We start from the raw sequence: 16,008 nt of genomic DNA, 5'->3' as shown, positions 1-16,008 counted from the left end.
TGTTCATGAAACAGGGCCGCATTGATTGCGGCCCGTGTCAGCTACGCCCGTGCTCAGCCTTTCCACACCTGAGGATTGACCAGGTCCCTGGGCCGTTCGCCCAGCAGCGCCGCGCGCAGGTTGTCGATGGCGCGGTTGGCCATGGCCTCACGCGTCTCGGCGGTGGCCGAACCAATGTGGGGCAGGGTCAGGGCATTGGGCAGGCTGAACAGCGGGGAGTCGGCCAGGGGTTCCTTTTCATACACGTCCAGGCCGGCACCGCGGATCGTGCCGTCCTGCAGGGCCTGGATCAGTGCCGCCTCGTCCACCACTGGCCCGCGGGCGATGTTGATCAAAAACGCCGAGGGCTTCATCAGCTTCAATTCGCGGGCGCCGATCAACTGGCGCGTGGCATCGGACAGCGGCACCACGATGCAGACGAAATCAGCTTCGCCCAGCAGTTGCTCAAGGCTGCGCATCTGTGCACCCAGTTCCTGCTCCAGGGCCGTCTTGCGGCTGTTGCCGCTGTAGATGACCGGCATGTTGAAGCCAAGGCGACCCCGCCGGGCGATGGCCGCGCCGATGTTGCCCATGCCGACGATGCCCAGGGTCTTGCCATGCACGTCACTGCCGAAAAGCGCAGGCCCCACGCTGGCCTGCCAATGGCCGGCCTTGGTCCAGGCGTCGAGCTCCGCGGTTCGCCTGGCGCAGCCCATGATCAAGGAAAAGCCCAGGTCAGCCGTACTTTCAGTGAGCACGTCCGGCGTATTGGTCAGGGCGATGCCGCGCTCGTTGAAGTAGTCCAGATCGTAGTTGTCGTAGCCCACCGACACGCTGGACACCACTTCGAGCTTGCCGGCCCCTTCGAGCTGGGCACGCCCCAGCTTACGGCCCACGCCAATCAGGCCGTGGGCATGCGGCAGGGCTTCGTTGAACTGCGCGTTGACGTCACCGCGTTTGGGATCGGGCATGATCACGGTGAAATCGTGCTGCAAGCGCTCGGCCATGGCCGGGGTGATCCGGCTGAAGGCAAGGACGGTCTTTTTCATCGTTCACCTGAAGGCAAAAGCCTGAAGCTACAGGTTGTGCGCAGCAGGCTGCAACCCTTGGCCCGGTGGTGGCTCAGTGCGCTTTCAAGTCGGCTTCATGGGCCGCGAGGATTTCCGGCAGCGAGTTACGCAGGTACTCCACCCACGTCTTGATCTTCGCGTCCAGGTACTGGCGCGACGGGTAGATGGCATACAGGTTCAGTTCCTGCAGCCGGTATTGCGGCAGGATTCGCACCAGGGTGCCGTTACGCAAGCCTTCGATGGCCGAATAGATCGGCAATACCCCCACCCCCATGCCACTGCGAATGGCCGTGCGCATCGCATCGGCCGTGTTGACCATGAACGGCGAGCTGGTGATGTTGACCATTTCCTGGCCTTCGGGGCCGTCAAACAGCCATTTTTCAAGCGGTATCACCGGGCTGACCATGCGCAGGCAGGCATGCTTGAGCAGATCGGCCGGTTTGTGCGGCACGCCATGACGGGCGATATAGGCCGGCGACGCGCAGACGATGCTGTAGGTGATGCCCAGCCGTTGCGACACGAAGCCTGAATCCGGCAGCTCGGTGGCCAGCACGATGGACACGTCGTAGCCTTCGTCGAGCAGGTCGGGTACACGGTTGGCCATGGTCAGGTCGAAGGTCACGTCCGGGTGCGATTCGCGGTAGCGGGCAATGGCATCGACCACGAAATGCTGGCCCACCCCGGTCATCGAGTGCACCTTCAACTGCCCGGCAGGGCGGGCATGGGCGTCGCTGGCCTCGGCCTCGGCTTCTTCGACGTAGGTCAGAATCTGTTCGCAGCGCATCAGGTAGCGCTTGCCGGCTTCGGTCAGCGCGATGCGGCGCGTGGTGCGGTTGAGCAGGCGTGTTTGCAGATGAGCTTCCAGGTTGGAGACGGCTCGCGAGACGTTCGCGGTGGTGGTATCCAACTGGCCCGCTGCGGCCGTGAAGCTGCCGAGCTGGGCCACGCAACTGAAGGCACGCATGTTTTGCAGGGTGTCCATGGGTCACTCTCGATGTAGAGGACAAAATTGTGTCACGAAGTCGTGCAACCAGGATGAAAAGTTGCCTTCGACCAAAGGCTGATTATCGCCGTTTCAGTAACAAAGATTCGCAGGAATCAGCGCTTATCGCCAGTGTGGCCGCCCCCTAGAATTGCCCAGCCCCTCCACCTCTTCCTCGGGATATCGCAGCTGTGCCGCGTTGCATCATCGGAACGCTTCAAGCGTTCAGTGCCTGTGCCCTTGCCCTCACCTTGAGCGGCTGTATCGGAACCTGGGGCATTGCCCCGCAGACCCAAACGCTGCAAGCCAACACCCTGAGCCCCAGTGCAGCCATCGAGCAGGCCGCCACCGATGCCCACTGGCCGGACCAGCAATGGTGGCGCGCCTACCGCGACCCCCAGCTCGATCACTGGATAGCAATGGCGCTGGCCGCCAACCCTAGCCTTGCCATCGCCGCAGCACGGGTGCGTCAAGCGCGTGCCCTGGCTGGCCTTGCCGAGTCGGCCGAACACCTGCAAGGCAACGGTCAGGCGACGCTCAACCGGCACAACTGGCCTGACGACCCCTTCTATGGCCCTGGCGACTTGTCCGGTGCCACCACCTGGGATAACAACGCAACCCTTGGCTTGAGCTACGCCCTCGATCTCTGGGGGCGCGAGCGCAATGCCAGCGAGCAGGCCGTGGACCAGGCCCATCGACAGGTGGCAGAGGCCAGGCAGGCCCAGTTGGAGCTGCAGAACACGGTAGTGAGCGTGTACATCGAGCTGAGCCTGCATTACGCCCGGCGCGACATCATCAAGGCTCAACTGGCGCAGCAAGAGCAGATCCTGGACCTGGCCCAGCGTCGCCTGGACGCGGGCATCGGCACCCATCTGGAGGTCAGCCAGGCCCAGGCGCCGCTGCCGGAAACCCATCGCCAGCTCGACAGCCTGGACGAGGCTATCGTCCTGGCCACCCATCAGCTGGCCGCCCTGGCGGGCAAGGGGCCAGGGGAGGGCGCGCAGCTGCAGCGCCCCAGCCTGGTCCTTGCCGCACCGCTGACGCTGCCTTCCAGGCTACCCGCCGAACTGGTCGGCCAGCGCCCCGATGTGGTCGCCAGCCGCTGGCAGGTCGCTGCCCAGGCGCGTGGGATCGACATGGCCCACGCCGGCTTCTTCCCCAACGTGGACCTGATCGGCAGCCTGGGTTTCGTCGCCACTGGCGGCGGCCCGCTGGCGTTTCTCACCGGGCGCAAGTTCAACTACACCGTCGGCCCGGCCGTCACCCTGCCGATCTTCGATGGCGGGCGTCTGCGCGCGCAACTGGGGGCCGCCGCCGCCGACTATGATGTGGCCGTGGCGCGCTACAACCAGACGGTGATCGGCGCGCTCAAGGACATCTCCGATCAGTTGGTGCGTCGCGAATCGATGCAGGCGCAGGCGCACTTCGCGGCCGAGTCGGTCGCCGCCGCGCAGAAAACCTATGACATCGCCATGGTCGCCTACCAGCGGGGCCTTACCGACTACCTGAACGTGCTCAACGCGCAAACGCTGCTGTTTCGTCAGCAACAGGTTCAGCAGCAGGTGCAGGCCGCGCGCCTGATCGCCCACGCCGCCCTGGTGACGGCGCTGGGCGGCGGTCTGCAAGCCGGCTCGGATGTACCGGACCAAGAGCGCCAGGCGCCGCCAGCCACGCCGGCAACCCTCGCCATTCTCAACCCCAAGCCGAGAGCACGCCCATGAGCACATGGGGTTTACCCCTGCGCTGGTCGCAGAGCCTGCAATGGCGGCGCGGTTTCCATGCCTGGGTGCGGACCGATGGGGTCACCTGGGTGTACATCTTCAAGGTGCTGGCTGCAGCCTTCATCACCTTGTGGCTGGCCATGCGCCTGGAGTTGCCGCAGCCGCGTACCGCCATGATCACGGTGTTCATCGTCATGCAGCCGCAAAGCGGGCATGTGTTCGCCAAGAGCTTCTACCGGGTGCTGGGCACCCTGGCCGGCTCTGTGATGATGGTCGCATTGATGGCCGTCTTCCCGCAGAACACCGAACTGTTTCTGCCCAGCCTGGCCGTCTGGGTGGGCCTGTGCTCGGCAGGCGCCATGCGCTACCGCACCTTCCAGGCGTATGGCTTCGTGCTGGCCGGCTACACCGCGGCGATGATCGGCCTGCCGGTGTTGCAGCACCCCGACCAGGCATTCATGGCCGCGGTCTGGCGAGTGCTGGAGATTGCCCTGGGCATCCTGGTGTCCACCTTCGTCAGCGCCGCCATCCTGCCGCAGTCGGCCAGTGCCGCCATGCGCAACGCCCTGTACCAGCGCTTTGGCGCGTTCGCGGCGGTAGTCGTCGAAGCCTTGCGCGGCGACAGTCAGCGTGAGCGTTTCGAAAGCAGCAATGTGCGCTTCGTGGCCGAGGCGGTGGGGTTGGAAAGCCTGCGCAACGTCACTGCCTTCGAGGACCCGCACATGCGTCGGCGCAGTGGCCGGCTGGTGCGCATGAACAGCGAATTCATGGCCATCACCACCCGCTTCAACGCCCTGCACCGTCTGATCGAGCGGCTTCGCGCACGCGGGCCTGTGCAGATCGTCAGCGCCATCGAGCCTGGCCTGCACACCCTCGTCGACCTGCTCGAACCCTATGTGGGGCGCGCGCTGACCGACGCCGACGCCTTGCGCCTGACCCTCGAGCTCGGTGCCTACCGCGAAGGGTTGCAGGCCCAGGTCCGCAGCTTGCGCGCCGACTACCTGGCCACCGCGCCCGGCGAAGCCGACCTGCTGGATTTTCACACGGCGTTCGAGTTGCTTTACCGCTTCGTGGACGAGATGTACAGCTACGCCGAAACCCACGCCTCCCTGGCCGTGCACAACCACGCGCGGGAGCAGTGGGACGAACCCTACGTGGCACAGACCAGTACGCTGGTATGCCTGGCAGCCGGGCTGCGTTCGGCGGCGGTGCTGTTGCTGCTGGGCAGCTACTGGCTGATCAGCGACTGGCCAAGCGGCGCCATGATGACCTTGATCGCCACGGTCACCGCCGGGCTGTCGGCGGCCTCGCCCAACCCCAAGCGGCTGTCGTTCCAGATGGCCTGCGGCACGGCGATCGGCGCGGTGGTCGGTTTTTTCGAAACCTTCTTCGTGTTTCCCTGGATCGACGGCTTCCCTTTGCTGTGCATGGTCCTGGCGCCGGTGTTCGTGCTGGGTGCGTTTCTCTCGTCGCGCCCGGCCTACTCGGGCTACGGCATTGGCCTGCTGGTGTTTTTCGCCATTGGCTCGGTGCCCAACAACCTGACGGTGTATGACCCGTACAGCTTCATCAACGACTACATCGCCATGGTCGTCGGCATGTTCGTGTGCGCGGCTGCCGGGGCGATCATCCTGCCACCCAATAGCCGCTGGTTGTGGAGCCGGCTGGAGCAGGCCTTGCGTGAACAAGTGCTGTTTGCCATCAGCGGGCGCCTGCGCGGCATCGGCACGGCTTTCGAAAGCCGCACGCGCGACTTGCTGCACCAGGCCTATGGCCTGGCGGCCGGCAAGCCCCAGGTGCAAAGCCAGTTGATGGGCTGGATGTTCAGCGTGCTGGAAATCGGCCATGCGGTCATCGAGCTGCGCAAGGAGCAGGCGCGGGCCCCCGTGCACCCGGCCTATGCCGAGTCCCAGCCGTGGCGCCAGGCTATCCGGGTCATGGGCCGTGCCCTGGCGCGCCTGTTCCTGCAGCCCAGCGTCGGGAATCATGAGCGTGCCCTGGTGGCGGTGGACCATGCCATTTCCCGAGTCCAGGCCACCGACGAGCCGTTTGCGCGGCACTTCGACACGTCAGTGCTACGCCGTGTGCAGAGCTACCTGCACTTCATCCGCTCGTCCTTGCTCGACCCCCACTCACCGCTTGCGCCACCCAAAGGGTTGCCCCATGCCTCGTGAAATCGCCTTCCACGGCGTGTACATGCCCACCCTGACCCTGATGTTCCTGTTTGCGCTAGGCCTGGCCTGGGGGCTTGACCGGTTCATTGCCAGCGTTGATGGCTACCGTTTCTTCTGGCACCCGGCGCTGCTGCGCCTGAGCCTGTTCGTCTGCCTGTTCGGCGCCCCGGCGCTGTCGCTCTACTGGTGAGAATCCTTCGATGAAAAAGTTCTTCAGCCTTGTCGCCACGTTGCTGGTCCTGACGGCCGCCGTGGTGATCGGTCGTCAGCTGTGGCTGCATTACATGACCACCCCCTGGACCCGGGATGGCCGGGTACGCGCCGACATCATCAACGTGGCGGCCGATGTGCCTGGCTACGTGGTCGATGTGCCGGTCAAGGACAACCAGCGGGTCAGCAAGGGCGACCTGTTGATCCAGATCGATCCGGAACACTACCGTTTGGCGGTCGAACAGGCCAAGGCCCTGGTCGCCGCCCGCAAGGCCACCTGGGAAATGCGCCGGGTCAATGCCAGGCGCCGTGCCGACCTGGACAACCTGGTGATCTCCAAGGAAAACCGCGACGATGCCAGCAACATTGCCAGCGCTGCTCTGGCCGACTACCAGCAGGCCCAGGCGGCCCTGGCGGCCGCCGAATTGAACCTCAAACGTACCCGGATCGTGGCCACGGTCGATGGCTATGTGACCAACCTGAACGTTCACAAGGGCGATTACGCACGCACCGGCGAGGCGGTGATGGCGGTGGTCGATGAGGCGTCATTCTGGGTGTACGGGTTTTTTGAAGAAACCAAGTTGCCCCATGTGAAGGTAGGCGACCCTGCCGAACTGCAGATGATGAGCGGGGAACGCTTGCAGGGCCATGTGGAGAGCATCGCCCGGGGCATCTACGACCGCGACAACCCCCAGAGCCGCGAGCTGATTGCCGATGTGAACCCCACCTTCAACTGGGTGCGCCTGGCCCAGCGGGTGCCTGTGCGCATCCATATCGACCAGGTGCCCGAAGGCTTCTTCCTGGCAGCGGGGACTACCTGTACGGTGGTGGTCGATCCGCAGTGAAGCACTCGGCGGCCTGACACTGCGGCACGCTACCCCTTGTAGGAGCGGTCTCGTGCCGCGATGGGCCGCGCAGCGGCCCCAAGATTTCAGCTTCGCAGCAAATATTCCTGGGGCCGCTGCGCGACCCATCGCGGTACAAGACCGCTCCTACAGGTCCCGCATTTACCTGATGTTCAGCTTCTCAAGCGCTACGTTCAGCCGCCCCGACCAGCACCGGCACCTGGGCCTGATCGATCACCTTGGCACTGATCGAGGGGTCCAGCAGTCGCCCCAGCCGCGACAGATGACGGTGCCCCATGATGATCAGTTCACATTCCAGTGCCTGTGCCCTGGCCACGATGACCTCCACAGGCTGACCGGCCACCATGCAGCCCTGGCAGGCGAAGCCTGCCTGCTGCAAGGCACGGACCGCCTCGCCCAGGGCATGATCGGCCTGTTGCTGTTCCTCGCACGCGGCAGGGTACTGCGCTTGTTCGTCGGCCGTGTAGGGCGCCGGTTGTTCGTGCACGGCAAAGGTGGCATCGATGGCCAGCAGTACATGCAAGGTATGGTCTTCAGGGCGACACCAGCGGCGGGCCAGGGCGAGCAGCGCTTGAGTGGCAGGGGAGGCGTCGATGGCAATGAGCACGGGGCTGGGCATGCGGGATCCTTTATCGTGAGTGGTGGCTCGTCTTCCGGCATGGGGCCGAACCTGCTGCTGCCATTCTCGACCTCACCTGGACTGCGAATAAAGGCCCTGCCACGCACGAGCACATTGCGTCGGGCGCAATCGAGCAACCTGCTAACATCGCCGTTTCCCAACGTCGTCTCGGAAAACGGCCATGCAACTCCCTGACATGAACCTGCTGGTCGCCCTCGACGTGCTGCTCGATGAAGGCAGCGTGGTAGGCGCGGCACAACGCATGAACCTCAGCCCAGCCGCCATGAGCCGCACGCTGGGGCGCATCCGCGAGGCCATGGGCGACCCCATCCTGGTGCGCGCCGGTCGCGGGCTGGTGCCAACGCCACGGGCCCTGGCCCTGCGCGAGCAGGTGCATGGCCTGGTTGAGCAGGCCGGGCAGGTGTTTCGCAGCCGTGAAGGCGTCGACCTGTCCAAGCTGCACCGTGCCTTCAACGTGCGTACCAACGATTTGTTCATCGCCCTCTACGGGGCCAAGCTGCTGCGCATGATGCTGGCCGACGCGCCCAATACCGTGCTGCGCTTCGTGCCCGAAGGCAGCAGTGACGACGATGCCATGTTGCGCAACGGCCACATCGACCTGATCGTTAGCTCCTCCGTGGAGCTGGGGCCGGAGATCAAGGTGCAGAGTTTGTTCAGCACCTATTTCGTCGGCTTGGCGCGCATGGAACATCCGGTCTTCGACCAGGACATCACCCCACAACGCTTCGCCGCGTTCCCACAGATCAGCGTGTCGCGTCGCGGCCGTGCCAACGGTCCGATCGATGTGGCCCTGGCCAACCATCGGGTGGAGCGCCGGGTGGCGCTGATCACCACCAGCTTTCACTCGGCGATGTTCTCGTTACCCGATTCGGACCTGATCCTGCCGATTCCAGCCAACATCCTGAACAGTGTCCAGCGCCTAAAGCTGCCCCTGCGCGCCTTCGAGATTCCCGTACCGCTTGAAAAAGTGAACGTGATGCAGGCCTGGCACCCACGTTTCGACAACGACCCGGCCCACCAGTGGCTGCGTCAGACGATCAAGGCGTGTACCCGAAGCGATCCCTGAACAGGCCATCGTTGCGTTTGGCGCAATATAAAACTGCCAATAATTCAGTTTTCGTCAGCATTTACCCTGCCTAAAATCGCTCCAGTCGTAAAAGTGTTGCTGGAGATGTCTCTAAATGAATGCCGTTTCTGCCCCTGCTAGCGGGCTGGCTGCCACGCCTGCATCGACCGCCCCTGCACAGGGCGCGTTCGGCCTGCAGGTGGTGGTCGGGCTGTTCGGCGTGTTGCTGGCGGTGCTGTGTGCGGGCCTCAACGAGTCCGTGACCAAGATTTCCCTGGCCGATATCCGCGGGGCCATGGCTATCGGTGCCGATGAGGGGGCCTGGCTGCTGGCGGTGTACAGCGCAGCCTCCGTCTCGGCAATGGCCTTCTCGCCCTGGTTGGCGACCACCTTTTCCCTGCGGCGCTTCACCCTGGCAGCCATCGGTGCCTTCGCAGTGCTGGGTCTGCTGCAACCCTTCGCCCCCAACCTGCACAGCCTGATGCTGCTGCGGGTGCTGCAAGGGCTTGCCTCGGGGGCACTGCCGCCGATGCTGATGAGCGTGGCGCTGCGCTTCCTGCCCCCTGGCATCAAGGTCTACGGCCTGGCGTGCTATGCCTTGACTGCCACCTTCGGCCCCAACCTGGGTACACCGTTGGCCGGCTTGTGGACCGAATACGTCGGCTGGCGCTGGGCGTTCTGGCAGATCATCCTGCCGTCGCTGGTGGCCGGTGGCTGCGTGGCGTGGGGGCTGCCGCAGGACCCATTGCGCCTGGAGCGTTTCAGGCAGTTCGACTGGCGTGGTGTGCTGCTTGGGTTACCGGCGATCTGCGGTATCGTGCTGGGGTTGTCTTTGGGTGATCGCTGGGGCTGGTTCGATTCGCCGTTGATCTGCTGGCTGCTGGGCGGTGGGCTGCTGTTGTTGGTGCTGTTCATGTTCAACGAGTGGTCCGAGCCCTTGCCGTTTTTCCAGCTGCGCTTGCTGGGCCGGCGTAACCTGGCCTTTGCCCTGTTGACCGTCGCGGGCGTGCTCATCGTCCTCTCGGGTGTGGGTAGTTTGCCGTCCGCCTACCTGGCACAGCTCCAGGGCTACCGGCCCGCCCAGACCAGCCCGCTGATGCTGCTGGTGGCGATGCCACAATTGATCGCCCTGCCGCTGACCGCCGCGCTTTGCAATATCCGCGCAGTCGACTGTCGCTGGGTGCTGGGCATCGGCCTGGGGATGCTGGCCGCCTCCTGCATCGGCAGCAGCCTGCTCACCAGCCAGTGGATTCGCACCGATTTCTACCCGTTCTACCTGTTGCAGGTGTTCGGCCAGCCGATGGCGGTGCTGCCGTTGCTGATGCTCTCGACCACGGGCATGAGCCCCCAGGAAGGCCCCTTCGCCTCGGCCTGGTTCAACACCGTCAAGGGCTTGTCCGCCGTCGTGGCGGGCGGGCTGCTCGATGCATTGGGCACGCTGCGCCGGCATTTCCATTCCAATCACCTGGTCGACAGCCTGGGCAATGCCCCGTTGCTGGACGACCACGCTGCCAGCCTTGCCAGGCGCATCCATGACCAGGCGCTGGTACTGACCTCGGCCGACCTCTACCTGGTCCTGGCCGTAATCGCCGTAGCCCTGATCTGCCTGATTCCTGTCATGCCCACCCGGGTTTATCCACCGCGTGCGGTGGCCTGACCCCTGTCTGAATTCGAGAAACGCCAAATGACCACCCACCGTAAAACCCTGTTCATCGGCGCTGTGCTGACCGTGGCCGTGCTGGCCGCCCTCGTCGGTCCCTGGCTGCTGGGCAGCGACCACCGGCAGAGCACCAACGACGCCTACGTGACCGCCGACTACACCGTGGTCGCGCCCAAGGTCGCCGGCTTCATCACCCAGGTGCTGGTCGAGGACAACCAGCAAGTCAAGGCCGGCCAACTGCTGGCCACCATCGATGCCCGCGACTACCAGGCTGCCCTGGACGCTGCCCAGGCGCAGCTGCTAGTGGCCCAGGCCCAGAGCACCGATGCCCGTGCCACCCTCGACCGCCAGGACGCGCTGATTGCTCAGGCCCAGGCAGCGGTGAAAGCCGCCGAGGCCGAGGCGGCGTTCGCCGATCATGAAGTTCGCCGCTACGGACGCCTGGCCGAGCAGGGCGCCGGTACCGTGCAAAACGCCCAGCAGGCACGCAGCGCCGTGGATCAGGCCCGTGCTCGCCTGGCCAATGCCCGTGCAGCTTCGGTAGCTGCGCGCAAGCAGGTGGACATCCTCGCCGCTCAGGTCGCCAGCGCCGATGGCCAGCTCAAGCGCGCCGAAGCCGGGGTGGAAAAGGCCCGGCTGGACCTCTCCTATACCCGCATCACGGCGCCAGTGGACGGTATGGTCGGTGAACGCGCGTTGCGCATCGGGGCCTATGTCAACCCCGGGGCGCGGCTGTTGTCGGTGGTGCCCCTGCAGCAGGCCTATGTGGTAGGCAACTTCCAGGAAACCCAATTGACCCACGTGCAGCCCGGTCAGCCGGTCAGCATCAGCGTCGATACCTTTGCCGATGAACGACTCCATGGGCACGTCGAAAGCATCGCTCCGGCCACGGGGGTGACGTTCGCCGCGGTGAAGCCGGACAACGCCACCGGCAATTTCACCAAGGTGGTGCAGCGCATCCCGGTGAAGATCGTCTTCGATGACGGGCAGCCGTTGTTGACGCGCTTGCGTGTGGGCATGTCGGTCGAAGCGATCATCGACACGACCAGCGACACCCAAGGCGATAAGCTGGCCGGTAGCGAGGTGACGGCCCGATGAACATCACCTACGCGCAGAGCCCTGCACCCGCCGGCCCACAGGCAGCCCGTTCATCGCGGCCCATCACGCGTTTGGGGGGCAAGGCCCCTGCGGCCATAATGCTCGCTGCACTGCTCACGGGCTGTACCCTTGGCCCTGACTTCCAGCAGCCCGATACCCACGCGCCCCAGCAGTGGGACCAATTGGAGGGTGAGCACGCGCCCAGCCAACCTGTGGCCGAGCCCATGCAGTTGCGCTGGTGGGACAGCTTTCACGACCCACGGCTCAGCGCACTGATCGAACAGGTCGCCGCGCGCAACCTTGATCTGCAGATCGCCAGTGCCCGCTTGCTGCAAAGCCGTGCGCTGCGCAGCACCGTGGCCGCCGACCAGCAGCCGTCGGTGGACGCCAATGCCGGCTACAGCCGTGCCCGCAACAGCGCCGAAGGGCTGAGTGACCCCTCCGGCAACGCGGGCAAATCGGCTTTCAACCTGTGGCAGGGTGACTTGGTAGCAGGTTGGGAGCTGGATGTCTGGGGACGTGTGCGGCGTCAGGTCGAAGCAGCCGACGCCAGTGTCGAGGTGGCCGAGAACGACCGAAACGGCGTCCTGCTGGCCCTGCTCGCCGAAACGGCCGGTGATTACATCCAGCTGCGCGCGGTGCAGCATACGTTGCAGGTGACCGAGGACAACCTCAAGGTCGCGCGGCACAGCCTGAAGTTGTCCGAAGACCGTCAGGCCGAAGGCGTGGCCACCCGGCTCGACGTGGCCCAGGCCAACGCCCAGGTCGCCTTGATCGAGTCGCGCCTGCCCACTTTGCAGGCGCGCCGTGACGATCTGATCAATGCCTTGAGCCTGCTGGCGGCCGAGCCCCCACGCAGCCTGCAGGGCAGCTTGCTGCAAGCCGGTGAGCTGCCCGCCCCGCAGCAGACGTTCGCCATCGGCGTGCCGTCGGAGCTGGCCGAGCGTCGTCCGGACATTCGCCAGGCCCAGGCGCGCCTGCATGCTGCCACGGCCAGCATCGGCGTGGCCAAGGCTGATTTTTATCCACGTATCCGGCTGTCTGGCAACGTGGGTTTCAAGGCCATGCAGCTGGCTGACTTCGGTGCTTGGGATGCTCGCCGCTTCGCCTTCGGGCCGCAGCTGTCGCTGCCGATTTTCGAAGGCGGTCGCCTCAAGGGCACCTTGGCCCTGCGCCAGGCGCAGCAGCAGGAAGCGGCCCTGAACTACCGCAAGGTGGTGCTGGGGGCCTGGCATGAAATCGATGATGTGCTGCGCCTGTACAACGCCAGCCAGCTGCGTCGCGATCGCCTCGCCGAAGCCGTGCGCCAGAACCGCATCGCCCTGGAAACGGCCCAGCGTCAATACGTGGAAGGCGCGGTGGATTTTCTCAATGTACTGACCGTGCAGTCGGCCTTGCTGGCCAGCCAAGAGCAGTGGATCGACAGCGCTGCCGCGGTATCCCAGGCGCTCGTGGGGCTGTACAAAGCGCTCGGCGGTGGGTGGCAGGCATTCGACAAGGTCTGAACGCGTAGGCTCGTGACCGGCCTACAACGTTCGTGACAAGCCAAACCGTTTGCGCAGCACCTTGTCCAGTAAACGCTGCGGCACCAGGCGGGCCATCAGCGGCAGGGCCGTGCTGCCATTGCCCAGCCGCACCCGTACCGGCACTGGCGAACGCTGGGTCGCTTTCAGCACGCCTTGGGCAAAGGTCGCCGTCGGTGTCGGCCTGTCGAGCGAGGCGCGGGCCCGGGCTTGGATGTGTTCACGCAGTGGCCACCACGGCGATTGCGGCGCCAGCACCTGCTGCGCCTGCTGCTGAGCGTGGCTGGCGAACTGCGAGGCGATGGCCCCAGGCTGCACCTCCATCACGCGGATGCCGAACGGCGCCAGTTCCAGGCGCAGGGCGTCGCTCAGGGCCTTCACGGCAGCCTTGGAGGCGCAGTAGGCGCCGGCGAACGGCGTGACCAGCACGCCGGAGACACTGCCGATGTTCACCACCAGGCCTTGGGCGCGACGCAGCTGGGGGAACAGCGCGCGTGTCACGCCGACCAGCGCGAACACGTTTGTCTGGAACTGGCGCTGCAGGGCGTCGACCCCGCCATCGAGCAGCGGCCCCATGGCGCCGTAGCCGGCGTTGTTGATCAGGATGTCCAGTGCCTCGAGTTCCTGCGCGAGCAGGGCCAGGGCGTGTGGGTCGTTGACATCCAGTTGCCGGGCAACGAAGCCCGCAGCGGCCAGGCGCGCCACATCTTCAGCCTGGCGGGCGGTGGCCCAGACCTGATGGCCGGCATCGCGAAACGCATCGGCCAGGGCGCGGCCAATGCCGCTGGAGCAACCGGTGATCAGGACTGTCGACATGCAGAAGGCCTTTGGGTCTGTGTGGAGGGGCAGCGGGTCTGCGCCGAGTCGCCAACCGGTCGCCAGCCGTTGGGCGTCGACAAGGAGTCAGTTGGCAAAGCTGCCTTGCAGGTGCTCGGCCCTGAATTCCAACGTCTGTGCACGGTAGCCCGAGCGCAGCGCAGGCAATGGCAGGCAATCGGACCACTGCGCGCCCGGCTGCAATTCGCCAGGCCCACGGTAGCGCGGTGCATTGTAGGTATTTTCTGCCAGGTTGACTGTGTCGCCTGGCGCATAGGCCGCCACACGCCAGCGCAGCTCGGTGAGCGGCACCTTGTTGCCGTTCTTCAGGGTGACCTGCAAGGGGCGGTCGGCGGGGCATTGGGTGGGGGCATAGGCAAGGCGCATGTCCAAGCGGGCCAGTTGCGAGGTTTCGCGAGTGTCCTGCCAGATGACGAACAAGGCCACCAGGCCCAGACCACCCACGGCGGCCAGCGAAATCGGCAAGGCCTTGGCAGGGTAGCGCAGCAACAGCACCAGCCAGGTGAGGATAAGGAGAGCGCCGATGATCATGAGCCTTGCAGACCTTGGTTGCGCGAGGGTTGAAGCATCGTAGCGTGAAATGGGTGAACGCTCAAAACGAGGGGGGTGGCCGGCTGTGGATTAAGATGGCGATCTAAAAAATTTTTGCCGCTGTTTATTGCTTGACGTCAATAAACGGTCCTTCGCGCCTGGGCTCCACGATTTCTCAGCACATCCCGTAACGTTTGAAGACCCTTCAGTTTTTAAGGTTTTTCAGCGCCGGGCCGCCAACATGGCCAGACGTCGTGATTGGCGGCTGTGAACGAAGGATCGTCGCAGTCAATGCGTGGCCGGCCCACGCAGGCTTCTGATCCCAAAACACATGGAAGAGACGAGGCTTGAAACGATGAAGAACTGCATGCGAATCCTCTCTGCCACCGCAGTCATGCTGGCAGCGGCCCCAGCCCTTGCGGGGCCGCCCGTTGAAGTGACGTTCAGAAATCTCGGAACCGAGCCGGTGAAGCTCCAGCTGACCAATGCGAACGAGACCAGTACGTATCAGATTGCCAGGCCCACACCACTTCAGGAGGTACAGCCCGGCTCGTCGATTACCTTTAGCGTGCAACGATTGGTAAGCCCCGATACCAACGGCGCTATGTTGAGGTATGCGGCAGGGGGTAAAACCTGTGCCTTCAGCACTACGTTCGTGATGATGATGTCCGGTGGCATTAAACAGCCTAAATGGAACAAGACCGCGACCCCCTCCGGTGGGGCCACGTGCACGGCTGTGAACTCTGGATTCAGCGCGAATTATGCCTGGAAGGCTGAATTCACCATGAAGTAAGCGGCTAAAAATGCCTGCAGTGCTTGGCGTCACAAGCACTGCGGGCATTTGGGCTGCCCGTGGAACTTCAAAATAGTGAGTGATTGGTCATGTCAAAAGTTAGTGAGTTTTCTGTTGCTCCAATCCGTGCGCTCGCTTCTACGCGCGTCCATACCCATTCAGCAGTCCCGAATCAAGAGGGCGCGGTACCCTCAGGTGCAACTCGCCAAGCCTCCCTTGATCTTTCTACGTTGTCCAAACAACTTGCAAGTGCCGCTCAGCGGGCGGCTGCGCGCGACAGTCAGCTTAGTCGGCAAGAGCTGGCTGCTTTGGCATCCAAGATACAGATGGAGCTAGGCGGAAGTGCATATAGGCTTACCAAGCCCCTTCACGACGCACATGTCCCAGACACGGATGATCCCGAGTTATTGGCAAGGGCAAGGCAAGCCACGGATTTTCTGAACGGAAAGGGGAGTAATCCTTTCCAGAAACTGACAATTGAACAGCTCGCTTTGATTGGTTACGACGAAGGCGGCGATTTCACCCACAACGAGCGCCTCGCCGCAAGCAGAGAGTTAGGCAAGCGCTATGAAGTATGGTCCCGGGCGATGGTGGATAAAGCAAACGCTGAATATCAGCAGACGGGGTATCAAGATGAGGCGATCAGGGAAATTATTGCAACTTACAAGTCGCTGCCGCCCATTCTGGAAGCAGGTTTCGGCAATTACGAAGTCAACATGACCCTGATGATAGGCAAAACCGACCCCCCTCGCAGCGATGACCCCGATTCTCTGATCGACACCCTCCTGAAAACCGCCCGCAAGCTTGAAGAACAGGCAAAAAAAGATCACCCGCCCGCTCGAAGGCCCTGACGAACCA

15 protein-coding genes are annotated in these 16,008 nt (G+C 64.1%); 10 read left to right on the top strand and 5 right to left on the bottom strand.

All coding sequences use genetic code 11. The features are described from left to right. Nucleotides 1–53: 53 nt before the first annotated feature. Both FS777_RS16635 and FS777_RS16630 read right to left on the bottom strand, forming a co-directional pair. Complete coding sequence (locus FS777_RS16635; RefSeq protein WP_058604900.1) at nt 54–1,028, bottom strand: D-glycerate dehydrogenase; 975 nt, start codon at nt 1,026–1,028, stop codon at nt 54–56. 73 nt (nt 1,029–1,101) lie between these two features. Next, nucleotides 1,102–2,031 (bottom strand): LysR family transcriptional regulator, encoded by a 930-nt coding sequence (locus FS777_RS16630; RefSeq protein ID WP_058604901.1) that lies wholly within the window; start codon nt 2,029–2,031, stop codon nt 1,102–1,104. A 191-nt stretch (nt 2,032–2,222) separates the two neighbouring features. On the opposite strand from FS777_RS16630, the gene FS777_RS16625 reads away from it, so the two are divergent. From FS777_RS16625 to FS777_RS16610, 4 genes are read left to right on the top strand one after another with little or no spacing between them, the layout of a single operon-like run. After that, the gene (locus FS777_RS16625) at nt 2,223–3,752 is read left to right on the top strand and encodes an efflux transporter outer membrane subunit (protein WP_145256503.1); all 1,530 of its coding nucleotides are present in this window, start codon (nt 2,223–2,225) and stop codon (nt 3,750–3,752) included. Next, the gene (locus FS777_RS16620; RefSeq protein ID WP_058637186.1) at nt 3,749–5,926 is read left to right on the top strand and encodes an FUSC family protein; all 2,178 of its coding nucleotides are present in this window, start codon (nt 3,749–3,751) and stop codon (nt 5,924–5,926) included. The genes FS777_RS16625 and FS777_RS16620 overlap by 4 nt, the downstream gene beginning before the upstream one ends. After that, a complete protein-coding gene (locus FS777_RS16615; RefSeq protein WP_078478024.1) occupies nt 5,916–6,116 on the top strand; it encodes a DUF1656 domain-containing protein in 201 nt (66 codons plus the stop codon). The genes FS777_RS16620 and FS777_RS16615 overlap by 11 nt, the downstream gene beginning before the upstream one ends. A gap of 10 nt (nt 6,117–6,126) precedes the next feature. Continuing rightward, nucleotides 6,127–6,981, top strand: coding sequence for an HlyD family secretion protein (locus FS777_RS16610; RefSeq protein WP_058604904.1), 855 nt, complete (start codon nt 6,127–6,129; stop codon nt 6,979–6,981). A gap of 181 nt (nt 6,982–7,162) precedes the next feature. On the opposite strand, the gene FS777_RS16605 is transcribed toward FS777_RS16610, so the two are convergent. Then, the gene (locus tag FS777_RS16605; protein WP_078478025.1) at nt 7,163–7,621 is read right to left on the bottom strand and encodes a universal stress protein; all 459 of its coding nucleotides are present in this window, start codon (nt 7,619–7,621) and stop codon (nt 7,163–7,165) included. Nucleotides 7,622–7,802: 181 nt separating this feature from the next. Between FS777_RS16605 and FS777_RS16600 the strand changes: the two genes are divergently transcribed. From FS777_RS16600 to FS777_RS16585, 4 genes are all read left to right on the top strand, one after another. Next, nucleotides 7,803–8,708 (top strand): LysR family transcriptional regulator, encoded by a 906-nt coding sequence (locus FS777_RS16600; protein WP_058604906.1) that lies wholly within the window; start codon nt 7,803–7,805, stop codon nt 8,706–8,708. A 115-nt stretch (nt 8,709–8,823) separates the two neighbouring features. Further along, the gene (locus tag FS777_RS16595) at nt 8,824–10,365 is read left to right on the top strand and encodes an MFS transporter (RefSeq protein WP_078478026.1); all 1,542 of its coding nucleotides are present in this window, start codon (nt 8,824–8,826) and stop codon (nt 10,363–10,365) included. Nucleotides 10,366–10,392: 27 nt separating this feature from the next. After that, on the top strand, nt 10,393–11,466 hold the full coding sequence (locus tag FS777_RS16590; RefSeq protein WP_145256500.1) for an HlyD family secretion protein: 1,074 nt from the start codon (nt 10,393–10,395) through the stop codon (nt 11,464–11,466). A 98-nt stretch (nt 11,467–11,564) separates the two neighbouring features. Next, the gene (locus FS777_RS16585; RefSeq protein ID WP_256675190.1) at nt 11,565–12,971 is read left to right on the top strand and encodes an efflux transporter outer membrane subunit; all 1,407 of its coding nucleotides are present in this window, start codon (nt 11,565–11,567) and stop codon (nt 12,969–12,971) included. A 21-nt stretch (nt 12,972–12,992) separates the two neighbouring features. On the opposite strand, the gene FS777_RS16580 is transcribed toward FS777_RS16585, so the two are convergent. After that, nucleotides 12,993–13,805 carry an SDR family oxidoreductase gene (locus FS777_RS16580; protein WP_145256493.1) on the bottom strand — a complete coding sequence of 271 codons (813 nt, stop codon included), beginning with the start codon at nt 13,803–13,805 and terminating at the stop codon, nt 12,993–12,995. A gap of 87 nt (nt 13,806–13,892) precedes the next feature. Beyond that, nucleotides 13,893–14,357 (bottom strand): hypothetical protein, encoded by a 465-nt coding sequence (locus FS777_RS16575; RefSeq protein ID WP_058604910.1) that lies wholly within the window; start codon nt 14,355–14,357, stop codon nt 13,893–13,895. A gap of 367 nt (nt 14,358–14,724) precedes the next feature. On the opposite strand from FS777_RS16575, the gene FS777_RS16570 reads away from it, so the two are divergent. Then, nucleotides 14,725–15,150, top strand: a complete 426-nt coding sequence (locus FS777_RS16570; protein WP_230375062.1) for a hypothetical protein — start codon at nt 14,725–14,727, stop codon at nt 15,148–15,150. A gap of 89 nt (nt 15,151–15,239) precedes the next feature. Beyond that, nucleotides 15,240–16,001, top strand: coding sequence for a hypothetical protein (locus FS777_RS16565; RefSeq protein WP_145256490.1), 762 nt, complete (start codon nt 15,240–15,242; stop codon nt 15,999–16,001). Nucleotides 16,002–16,008: the final 7 nt, after the last annotated feature.

Origin of the sequence: Pseudomonas sp. DE0157, from assembly GCF_007678615.1 — a bacterium.
Lineage (GTDB): Bacteria > Pseudomonadota > Gammaproteobacteria > Pseudomonadales > Pseudomonadaceae > Aquipseudomonas > Aquipseudomonas parafulva_B.
This window is presented reverse-complemented; position numbering and strand designations above follow the sequence as displayed.

Excerpts from the sequence above, each read along its gene's own strand:
- FS777_RS16635 (WP_058604900.1), bottom strand. The coding sequence starts at position 1,028 with ATGAAAAAGACCGTCCTTGCCTTCAGCCGGATCACCCCGGCCATGGCC.
- FS777_RS16630 (WP_058604901.1), bottom strand. The coding sequence starts at position 2,031 with ATGGACACCCTGCAAAACATGCGTGCCTTCAGTTGCGTGGCCCAGCTC.
- FS777_RS16620 (WP_058637186.1), top strand. The coding sequence starts at position 3,749 with ATGAGCACATGGGGTTTACCCCTGCGCTGGTCGCAGAGCCTGCAATGG.
- FS777_RS16615 (WP_078478024.1), top strand. The coding sequence starts at position 5,916 with ATGCCTCGTGAAATCGCCTTCCACGGCGTGTACATGCCCACCCTGACC.
- FS777_RS16610 (WP_058604904.1), top strand. The coding sequence starts at position 6,127 with ATGAAAAAGTTCTTCAGCCTTGTCGCCACGTTGCTGGTCCTGACGGCC.
- FS777_RS16605 (WP_078478025.1), bottom strand. The coding sequence starts at position 7,621 with ATGCCCAGCCCCGTGCTCATTGCCATCGACGCCTCCCCTGCCACTCAA.
- FS777_RS16600 (WP_058604906.1), top strand. The coding sequence starts at position 7,803 with ATGCAACTCCCTGACATGAACCTGCTGGTCGCCCTCGACGTGCTGCTC.
- FS777_RS16595 (WP_078478026.1), top strand. The coding sequence starts at position 8,824 with ATGAATGCCGTTTCTGCCCCTGCTAGCGGGCTGGCTGCCACGCCTGCA.
- FS777_RS16590 (WP_145256500.1), top strand. The coding sequence starts at position 10,393 with ATGACCACCCACCGTAAAACCCTGTTCATCGGCGCTGTGCTGACCGTG.
- FS777_RS16585 (WP_256675190.1), top strand. The coding sequence starts at position 11,565 with ATGCTCGCTGCACTGCTCACGGGCTGTACCCTTGGCCCTGACTTCCAG.
- FS777_RS16580 (WP_145256493.1), bottom strand. The coding sequence starts at position 13,805 with ATGTCGACAGTCCTGATCACCGGTTGCTCCAGCGGCATTGGCCGCGCC.
- FS777_RS16575 (WP_058604910.1), bottom strand. The coding sequence starts at position 14,357 with ATGATCATCGGCGCTCTCCTTATCCTCACCTGGCTGGTGCTGTTGCTG.
- FS777_RS16570 (WP_230375062.1), top strand. The coding sequence starts at position 14,725 with ATGCGAATCCTCTCTGCCACCGCAGTCATGCTGGCAGCGGCCCCAGCC.
- FS777_RS16565 (WP_145256490.1), top strand. The coding sequence starts at position 15,240 with ATGTCAAAAGTTAGTGAGTTTTCTGTTGCTCCAATCCGTGCGCTCGCT.